The organism is Methylobacterium sp. AC690 (genome assembly GCF_979256535.1).
This window is the reverse complement of sequence record NZ_CEEDOX010000012.1, coordinates 189,423-198,051: the sequence shown is the minus strand read 5'-3', so window position 1 is coordinate 198,051 and position 8,629 is coordinate 189,423. Positions and strand designations below refer to the sequence as shown.

Annotated in this window: 11 protein-coding genes and 2 pseudogenes; 6 read left to right on the top strand and 7 right to left on the bottom strand. The window is 71.5% G+C overall.

Annotated features, from left to right (window positions below; genetic code table 11):
• Positions 1-76 precede the first annotated feature (76 nt).
• The 4 genes and pseudogenes from AC0IY1_RS15880 to AC0IY1_RS15865 all read right to left on the bottom strand — a co-directional run.
• A pseudogene (locus AC0IY1_RS15880) lies at positions 77-397 on the bottom strand (IS5 family transposase); the annotation flags it as partial.
• Between the two features lie 76 nt (positions 398-473).
• A pseudogene (locus AC0IY1_RS15875) lies at positions 474-656 on the bottom strand (hypothetical protein); the annotation flags it as partial.
• A gap of 479 nt (positions 657-1,135) precedes the next feature.
• On the bottom strand, positions 1,136-1,330 hold the full coding sequence (locus AC0IY1_RS15870) for an HWE histidine kinase domain-containing protein (protein WP_471770752.1): 195 nt from the start codon (positions 1,328-1,330) through the stop codon (positions 1,136-1,138).
• Between the two features lie 203 nt (positions 1,331-1,533).
• Positions 1,534-1,674: a helix-turn-helix domain-containing protein gene (locus AC0IY1_RS15865; protein ID WP_274533561.1), complete on the bottom strand. Its 141-nt coding sequence runs from the start codon at positions 1,672-1,674 to the stop codon at positions 1,534-1,536.
• A 199-nt stretch (positions 1,675-1,873) separates the two neighbouring features.
• On the opposite strand from AC0IY1_RS15865, the gene AC0IY1_RS15860 reads away from it, so the two are divergent.
• From AC0IY1_RS15860 to AC0IY1_RS15850, 3 genes are read left to right on the top strand one after another with little or no spacing between them, the layout of a single operon-like run.
• Positions 1,874-4,024: a M48 family metalloprotease gene (locus AC0IY1_RS15860; RefSeq protein ID WP_471770750.1), complete on the top strand. Its 2,151-nt coding sequence runs from the start codon at positions 1,874-1,876 to the stop codon at positions 4,022-4,024.
• 10 nt (positions 4,025-4,034) lie between these two features.
• The gene (locus AC0IY1_RS15855; protein ID WP_471770747.1) at positions 4,035-4,559 is read left to right on the top strand and encodes a hypothetical protein; all 525 of its coding nucleotides are present in this window, start codon (positions 4,035-4,037) and stop codon (positions 4,557-4,559) included.
• Between the two features lie 58 nt (positions 4,560-4,617).
• A complete protein-coding gene (locus AC0IY1_RS15850; protein ID WP_018042906.1) occupies positions 4,618-4,968 on the top strand; it encodes a hypothetical protein in 351 nt (116 codons plus the stop codon).
• Between the two features lie 3 nt (positions 4,969-4,971).
• Here AC0IY1_RS15850 and AC0IY1_RS15845 read toward each other — a convergent pair whose 3' ends face one another.
• From AC0IY1_RS15845 to AC0IY1_RS15835, 3 genes are read right to left on the bottom strand one after another with little or no spacing between them, the layout of a single operon-like run.
• The gene (locus tag AC0IY1_RS15845; RefSeq protein WP_018042905.1) at positions 4,972-5,664 is read right to left on the bottom strand and encodes a hypothetical protein; all 693 of its coding nucleotides are present in this window, start codon (positions 5,662-5,664) and stop codon (positions 4,972-4,974) included.
• 52 nt (positions 5,665-5,716) lie between these two features.
• On the bottom strand, positions 5,717-6,235 hold the full coding sequence (locus AC0IY1_RS15840) for a hypothetical protein (RefSeq protein WP_055950618.1): 519 nt from the start codon (positions 6,233-6,235) through the stop codon (positions 5,717-5,719).
• A complete protein-coding gene (locus AC0IY1_RS15835; protein ID WP_018042903.1) occupies positions 6,222-6,548 on the bottom strand; it encodes a hypothetical protein in 327 nt (108 codons plus the stop codon). The genes AC0IY1_RS15840 and AC0IY1_RS15835 overlap by 14 nt, the downstream gene beginning before the upstream one ends.
• A 54-nt stretch (positions 6,549-6,602) precedes the next feature.
• Between AC0IY1_RS15835 and AC0IY1_RS15830 the strand changes: the two genes are divergently transcribed.
• The 3 genes from AC0IY1_RS15830 to AC0IY1_RS15820 all read left to right on the top strand — a co-directional run bounded on the left by AC0IY1_RS15830 (position 6,603) and on the right by AC0IY1_RS15820 (position 8,590).
• A complete protein-coding gene (locus AC0IY1_RS15830) occupies positions 6,603-7,364 on the top strand; it encodes a hypothetical protein (RefSeq protein WP_471770743.1) in 762 nt (253 codons plus the stop codon).
• A 108-nt stretch (positions 7,365-7,472) separates the two neighbouring features.
• Entirely contained in the window at positions 7,473-7,979 is a 507-nt protein-coding gene (locus tag AC0IY1_RS15825; protein ID WP_018042901.1) for a hypothetical protein, read from the top strand.
• 2 nt (positions 7,980-7,981) lie between these two features.
• Positions 7,982-8,590 carry a hypothetical protein gene (locus AC0IY1_RS15820; protein WP_018042900.1) on the top strand — a complete coding sequence of 203 codons (609 nt, stop codon included), beginning with the start codon at positions 7,982-7,984 and terminating at the stop codon, positions 8,588-8,590.
• Positions 8,591-8,629: the final 39 nt, after the last annotated feature.

The window sequence follows — 8,629 nt, the reverse complement described above, 5'->3', positions numbered from 1 at the left end:
AAGGCCGGATACGTTTATGCAGACTGCTCAGACCAGCGGATCATAAGCCACTTGCGGACGGGGCGGGCCATACGTTTCCGCCTGATGCCGAGCGGTGAGCCTTCACGTGAGAGGCATCGAGCATCAACTCGTCGGGGACAGAGCCTGTGGCTGCGATCTTGGCAAACAGGCGCTGCCAGACACCGCGCTGGGACCACCTGTTGTAGCGGTTGTAGATCGTGGTGTGCGGGCCGTACGCAGAGGGCGTATCCTGCCAGCGGCAGCCGACCTTCAGCACATGCAGGATGCCGCTGATCACCCGCCTATCGTCGACCCGAGGTTTACCCGGTTGGCCGTGAGGCAGATGTGGCTCGATCCGCGCCCAGGCTTCATCCGAAAGCCAGAACAGCCGTGCCATCGCAATCCTCCTGCGCTGAAAACCTCAAACTCAGGAAGAAAACGCAAGCGACAGCAATTGGTTGTATGGGTTCCCTACCTAGGCCGACCTCGGCCATGAAGAACTGGCGCCCGTCCCCGATCAGGTTCACCACCCCGATGGGTACGTCGCACAGTTCGGCTGCGGCCTCGGCGATCTCGTCGAAGTCCTGTTCCCGCGGCGTGTCAAGCAATCGGTAGCGGTCGAGTGCACGAAGGCGTTCGACCTCCTCGTCACTCATTTTAGCGCGATCCATGGGAGGGTTAGGCTCAAGCGGCCTGGATCGTTCCGATCAATGAGGATTCCGGCGTCTGAGGCAACCACAATCGAGCTTTCCTGTCCGACGCCCGCCAGGGACACCCTCACGGGCTCCGGAGGGTATCCCAATGCTGATCCGTAGCCCGTCCGCGTCCGCCGCGACGTCGACGTCCGCACGCGTTTGCGCGGCGAGAATTTTATTGATCAGCCGCATGCCGAACCCCACTGGGTAGGCAGCGCCGGCGGCGGACCGTCGTGCTCGTTTCAGACCCAGGCCAGCCGCCCGGCTTCCACGCGGGATCATCGACGGTCCCGCTCACCGTGACACAACCGTCCGGATGCGCCAGGGCTCCGTGCCGGAGGGCATTAGTGGTCAGCTCGTGCAAGGCCATGCCGACTGGCACCGCGAGTTCGGATGGGAGCCTCACGGCCGGTCCCCGACGCGTGATGCGTCCATTCTCTTTAATACGGATCGAGCTCGGCCCTGAGCAGGCCCTGGAACGAGACGACCGGAGCCTGATCCTCCTTGATGAGGGCATGAGTCCTGGCGAGCGAGACTATACGACCGGTGAAAGCCCTGCCGAATTCGGGAAGCGAGACGGCCGAGCGTATAGTCGCGTTCAAGATGTAGACGAACGGCCGCTTTTTCGATTTCATCTTGTCAAGCAGACAGACCGCATTCCACCCACCCCCGTCGTAGAGCAGACGGACGAGTCCCGACCCAACACAGTCATTAGGATCGCCATCAGCGCTTCCCAAAAGCGGCCATTCGTCGGCCGTCCGGCAATTTCGGCTCGGGATGGGTAACGGACCTTGACCTTCTGCCCCGAAGCGGACACCGAACCATTGGAGTGCAGCAGTCACCGTCTACCGGCAGAGGCCAAGCTGCCTCTGTCAATGATCTCGACCGCGCCACGACGTAGCTCGACCAGACCAGCCTCTGCCCATTGCGCCAGAATGCGACTCACCACCTCGCGGACGCTGCCGATGTCAGTAGCTATTTCCTGGTCAATCGAAAGACTGGCGCCATGGACCTGATCAAGGGTGAGAGCCGCAAGGTCGATAGGATCTCGTGCCGCAAGCACGACAGCCTCATCCCGATTCCAGTGGACGAGCGTCCGGCGAACAAATTCTGAGTGACCCGTTCTGGCTCCGAACGCATCTGAGGAGGCGGGTATCCCTGACGTAGCTAATTCGCGCATGCCCTTGCGCTTGCGTTCCGTCACGCACCTGATCGCCGCCACCGTCCTCCTGCCCCTGGGCATCCTGCTCCTCGGCCTGTGGGAGCAGGAGCGGGCCGGCGCCGATTGGGCGGACCTCGTCGCCGAGCGGGAGCACCTGACCCGGATCGTCGCGGATCTGGAGGCGCGGGCGCCGCCGGACGGGCGCCCCGATTTCCGGATGCAGTTCCGCCGCAACGGCAAGGGTTATGGCGGTCCACTCGCCCTGGTTCAGGCCCGGGCGGCCCGGGACGAGGTCGCGACCCTGACGACGGTCATGGACTGGCGCCGCCTGCTCCCGGCCGTGGTCGTCGCGGCCGGGGGGGGCGCCGCACTCCTGTCGATCCTCGTGCTCCTCGCCGGCGCCGCTCTCGGGCGGCTGGGGCGGGCCTCGCGCGACGCGCTGGTGGCCGGTTTTTCGTGGATGCGCCGCCTGCTGCCGCCGGTGCTCGCCCTCCAGGTGCTCTTTACCACGGCGGGCTTCGTCGCCGCCGTGGTCTTCGAGGCCGGGTTGCTGGCACGGCCCGGGCTGGGCGGCAGCGAGATCAAGATGCTGTTCGTGGCCGTCGTCGCCATCGGGGCGGTCCTGGTCGCGGCGGGCGCCACAGTGCTCGGCCTGCGCCGTGCGCTCTCCGCCTTCGAGCCCGACCCCCTGTCGATCTTCGGCCGGGTCGTCTCGCCCGCCGAGGCGCCGGGCCTGTGGCGGCTGATCGAGGGGCTGGGTGACCGGCTCGGGGCGTTGAAGCCCGAGGCCGTGGTGGTCGGCCTCACGGGCGGCTTCTTCGTCAGCGCCGGTCCTGCCGTGGTCGAGCCCGGCGGCGCGCCGCTGACGGGCCGGATCCTCTACCTGCCGCTGCCCTACCTCGCCCTCCTGCGGGGCGACGAGGTGGCGGCGATCATCGGCCACGAACTCGCCCACTACGTCGGGGGCGACACCCTCTACAGTCAGCGATTCCTGCCCATCTACGCCGGCGTCGGGCGCTCCCTCGACGCGGTGGCGGAGGGACATGCCGGGTCCTTCGGGCTGCTCGGTCCGTCCCTGCGCCTCGGCGTCTTCGTCATGGAGAACTTCCACCTCGCCGTGCGCCACTGGAGCCGGACCCGCGAGTTCGCTGCCGACGCGGCGGGCGCCAGCCCGGTCTCCGTCGACGCCGCCGCGCGGGCGCTCCTGCGCACCGGGGCCGTGGCCCCCCGCATCGCCGAGACCTTGGACGCCGCCGCCGAAGCGCCCGGGTCCGCCCCGGCCGACCTCGTGGCGGCGAGCCTCGACCACGCCATCGCGCGCGGCCTTGACGATCCGGCGACGCATCTCGAGGCGGAGCAGGCCCACCCCACCGACACCCATCCGCCGACCCGCGAGCGCTTGGCGGCTTTGGGACGGACCCTCGATACCGAACTCCTGGCCGCCGCGGCCGCGGTGCCACCCCCGCACGCGCTCGGCCAGCTCGCCGCCTACTTCGCCGACCCCACCGGCCTCTGCCGCGCGGCGACGCACGACTTCCTCGACGCGGTGCGGACCCGCGACGCGGCGTTCCGCGCGCACCTGGAGGCGACGGTGGCGGAGATCGGCACCGAGGCACGGGTGCTGCGCGAAAGCACCCGCCCGGGGGCCATCGCCCTCCTGGTGGCGGGCGGCTTCTTCATCGGGGTCGCCCTCCTGTGGCTCGCCGCCGGCCTGCCCGGCCTGTCCGCCAGCCAGGCGGGGGCCGTGGTGGGGGTAGCGCTGGCGTGCGGGGCGGTCCTGGGCGGCTTCGGCGGATTTCGGCTGTGGCGGGGCGAGCGCACGACGATGATCCTGACCCCCGAGGCCCTGGCGGTGCCCGGCCTCGACCGACCGATCCTCTGGGACAGCATCGCCGACCTCGACATGACGACCCGGCAGAACGGCGTCGTCACCCGCCTGCTGCTGCCGCCGGAGGCGCCGTTCCCGCAGGCGGTGCCGGGCGGCCGCAAGGTGAAGCTCGACGCAGGGCGCGGCATCGTCACCGTCACGGCCGGCCTGCCGTACCGGATGTCGGTACAGGACTTCGCCGACCTCATCGGCCGCTACCGGCAGGCGGCGCAGGCGCGCCGTGTCCTGGCCGAGACCGCGGCGGCTTCCGAATCCTCCCAGACCCCCGTGATCCCGTGAGGTTCCGACCATGAACACCGCCCCCAACCGCCCCGAGCCCTCGCGTACGGAATCCTTGCGCCTGCCGCCGCCCCGCCAGGGCTGGGTCAACATCTTCTGGACCCTGTTCGGCCTCGTGGCGCTGGGTGCCCTCCTCGTCGCCTGCGCCGTCTACACGGCCCCGCCGGTGGTGACGGATTGGCAGATCCGCGACACGGCGCGTCCCGTCGCCGCCGCGCGGGTGAGCGACGGCAAGTGCAGCACCAAGATCGTGCTCCACCTCTGCGACATGACCCTCACCCTGCCCACCCCGTCGGGCCCGGTGGTCCGCCGGATCAACACCGTGTTCACGGGCGTGCATGCGGGCGATTACAGCGTCCGGGTGATGGCCGATCCGGCCCGGCCCGACCTCGTCACCACCGATCTCGCCCTCGACCGCCTGTGGAACCGCACCGTCACGCTTCTGGTCATTGCGGGAGCGCTGGCGGCCATCATCGTCGCGGCCATTGCCGCGATGGTGCGCAACCGGCGGGCCGGCGCGGGGGCCATGGGCTGATGCGATCGCGGCTTCGGCGGGACGGATCGCTCCACACACCGCGCGAGGGGGGCGCCGCATGATCGTGTTCTGGACCGGGCGGGGCTACTGGGTCGTCTTCTTCGTGGCGCTGGCGATGTTCCTGCCCCTGATCGTCCTGCGGCAGGTCGACGGGCCGGAAGTGGACCGGGCGGTCTGCCTCACCATGAGTCTCGCGGCGCTCGCCGTTCTCGGCCTCGGCCTGCGCTGGAACCGCGGCACGACCTTCGGGCCGGCCGGGCGCGACCACGCCTTCTGGGGGGTGCCGATGCAGGTCTGGGCCGTGCCGATGCTCGTGTTCGCGGCCCTGCTCGGGACCGGTACCATCACCACGGCGGAGGCTCCGCGCGCCCGCTCTTCCTTCCAGGAATCCGGCGGCGTCGTCCGGTGAATCTCAGCCCCGCGTCACGAAGAACCAGTTCGGCGCGAGGCGGCGGTCGCTCTCGGCCCCGGAGCCGGCCGGAAACGCATCGTCCGGCCGGTACACGAACGACGTGCCCCAGGGCGTGCCCCCCGGGATCGGTTCGTCCAGGGCGATCTCGCCGCCGGGACCGCGGGTGAACCCCGCGAGCCCGAGGCGTTCGAGGGCGTGGCAGAGGGCGCGGTAGCGAGCGTAGGGAACCCCGAGGTCCCGCAGGACGTCGATCTCCCGCAGGCTGTCCGTGTCGCGCGCGCCTTGCGGACGGTACGGGGTGACGCGCCGGCCGTTGACGAGGCGGGTGCTCTCCCACCACGCCGTTCGCTCCGCCTCCGCCGGAGGATCGTCCCGCCCGCGTTCGAAGGACACCAGGGTGGGCATGGCCGCGATCTCGGCCACCACGGCGTCGAGCCGCGATCGGTTCAGGACGAAGTAGCCCGTCGTCGTTCCGAATGCCGCCCAGGTCATGCCGCCGCCGACGGCCGCCAGGGCGAGGAAGACCGCGACCCGGTGCGTCGCCGCGCGGGCGAACGCCGGCACCGCGGCGACGGCCGCGGCGATCCCCGGGACCGGCGCGTAGGCGACAAGGGCCCAGCCGAACACGACGACACCGCAGCCGCCGACGACGAGGGCCGCCCTTCGCGTCCCGTCGGACCGAGGGGCAATCATGGCGGGACGATCATCGCCGACAATCCCGGACCAGAATCCCCGACCGGCGCCGTCATCGAACGGCGGCCCGGCCGATGCGGGCGCGTCGCGCCGGGAGGTGCCGGCCCAGGAGCGCGAGGCCGAGCCAAGCCAAAACCCAAGCCAAAACCCAGGCCGAAAGCCACGCAGCGAGCCAGATCTCGTACAGGTGGGCGTCGAGGGCGGCTTCCCCGTCGAGGCCGAGCCAGCGCGCGAGCCCGTGCGGGACCGGAAGGTCGGTCCAGAGGAGGACGCGCAGGACCGGGATCGAGAGCAGGCCGACGGCGAGGACGAGGCCGGCCGCCCGGTAGAGGGGCCGCGCCGCGCCCTCCACGGTGCCGACGAGGCCGCCGACGAGGGCCGTGCCGAGCCAGAGTTCGACGGGCCGTAGGGTCGGATCGGTTCCGGGCTCCGCGGGCAGGAGGGGAAACAGCAGGAAGACCGGGGCGAGGCCGAGTGCCAGCAGCAGCCCGAGGAGCGGAACGTGCAGCAGGCGCAGGACGCGGCGGCGGACCGGATCGCCGGCGTCGGGCCCCCGCTCAACCGTCCGCATCGCGCGCGCCGTCGAGGGCCTTCAGGACGGCAGGGTCGCCCCGGTGGCGCCGTCGCAGGGTCCGCCCGTCCGCCTCGGCGGCGTCGCAGCGCAGGCGCTTCACGGCCGCCGCGATGGCCCGGCCGCGCGCCGCGTCCGTGGCCTCCTCCCCGCCCCAATGGTTGCAGTCCCGCAGCCGCGTCACGTACGCCGTCACGTCGCCCGGCAGAGCGGGCTCGGCCCGGACGGCGAGCGGTCCGAGGAGCGGCGCGGCGAGAAGCGTTGCGAGCGGCCCGGCAAAACCCTTGGCGACCTTGGCGAGAACGGTCCGCATGGCACTCCATCCTGCCTTTCCTCGGGGCTCCCGCGCCGTATACAGGGAACCCGCATGAGACGCAGCCTTCTCCCCGCCACCCGCTCCGCCACCCGCTTAGCGCTCCTCGCAGCGTGCCTCCCCGCCCCGTCAGTGGCGGCGGGATGGGAGGCGGCGCGGTTCGAGCCGCCCGCGAAGACCGAGACCGCGACGTCTGGAGAGGGCAAGATGTCGGGGGAGGGCAAGCAGATCACCTGCACCACCTACCGCGATCTCATGGTGCGCGAGAGCGACACCGACACGCCGGACCCCGAGGACGCGAGCCTCGTGCCGCTCGTGAACGGCGCCGCCCCCGCCTGCGCCGCCGCGCCGGGGCCGGGTGCGCGCATCCTGGCGACCGCCGGCCAGCGCTTCCTCGGCCGCACGGGCGGGTTCCTCGTCTTCGAGCAAGCGAGCACCAACGGCACCGTCCCGTTCGCGGTGCTCGACGCGGGCACGGGCCGCACCCTGATCCGGGACACGACCGCCGAGGCCGGCATCGACACCTTCGCGGTCGCGGACGGGACCCTGCGGCTCGGGTTCCTCCGCGGCGTGCAGGGGGCCTGCTCGATCCCGAAGCACGGCGCCGGGTGCTGGGCGCGGATCGCCCGCGACGGGCCGCTTCCACCCGCCGTCGCGGCCCTGCCGGCACCCGTGAAGGCCTGCGCCGGGAGCTATCGGGCCGGAAAGGCCCCGAAGGACACGCCCAGCATCGTCTCGTTTCCCGTACGCCTCACGGGGACCGCCCCGCCCACCGTCGAGGCCGGCGGCCCGGTGCGCTGCGCCCCGACACCGTGAAGGCGATCTCCCCGTGAGGGCGGCTCTCACTTTGACAGCGTGCCCGCCCCGTCATCGAACCGTCACGCCAAGCCCGCATCCGAGGCCGTCCTACCGAGGAACCACCGCATGATCTCACGCCGCCACGCCCTCGCCGCCGCGCTCGCCCTGTCGGTCCTGTCCGCCCCCTCGGCCATGGCCGAGCCGACCATCGGCCTCGCCGAGCGCCGAGCGATCGCGGCCTACCGCCAGGACCGCTACCCCGCGCAGGAAAAGGCGATCCAGGAGGCGGCGGGCTTCGCCGTGCCGGTGGAGGTGGCGTGGGACGACCTCACGCTCCCGGGCGACGCCAAGTACTATTCCGACCCGGACTATTTCGAGAAGACGATCTTCGAGCCCCTGGCCGTTGGGCTGAAGGAGGTGGCCAAGGACAAGATGGGCCGCGACGCCCTGGCCGCGAAGCTCAAGACCATCCGCGTCCGCTTCGACGAGAACACCGCGCCCGCCTCGAACTACGCCAAGCGCCTCACGTTCGACGGCGGGGTCCTCGACGTGAACTGGCGGCCGTTCACCAACGTCGCCGACTCGAAGGACCGGGTCGAGGCCGTGGTGAAGCTGCTGGAGAAGGGCCTCTGACGGTGCGTGGCACCGCCCTGGGCCTCGCCGCCCTGCTCGCCGCCTGCGGCGCGGCGGCGGCCGAGCCGGCCGCCCGGTCCGGCACCTACGACAGCCTGACCCTGGCGGTCTCCGGCAATGCGGTGACGGGGGTCTTCGCCGAGCAACGGGGGGCGGCCGAAGCCGGGAGCCCGCAATTCGCCTGCGTGTTCCTCCTGCGCGGCACCCTCGCGGGCGACCGGGCCAAGGTCGAGACGTGGTTTCCCGACGAGCCGGAGCGCATCCCGGGGGACCTCGCCTTCACCCCGGACGGCGCCGCCCTGACCCTCGCGGAGGATCACGGCGGGTGTTCGATGACCACGGGCACCATGGTGGGGACCCCCTACGCGCTCTCGCGGCGTGCGGCGTCGACCCCGGACGGATGGATCGGCGTCGGCCTCGTGACGGCCGAGCGCACGGCCTTCCGGCCGGAACCCGGCCCGGCTCCGGCCCGGGCGCCCTACCTCGTCCGGCTCGATCCCGTCGCGGTGCTGGAGCGGCGGGACGCCTGGGTGCGCGTGCGCTACCGGGGCGAGAAGGCCCCGGTCATCGGCTGGCTGCCTGCGGCCGACCTCGCCGTGGTGACGCCCTGACCCCCTCGCCGCCCGAACGGGCCGAAGGCCCGCCCCCGA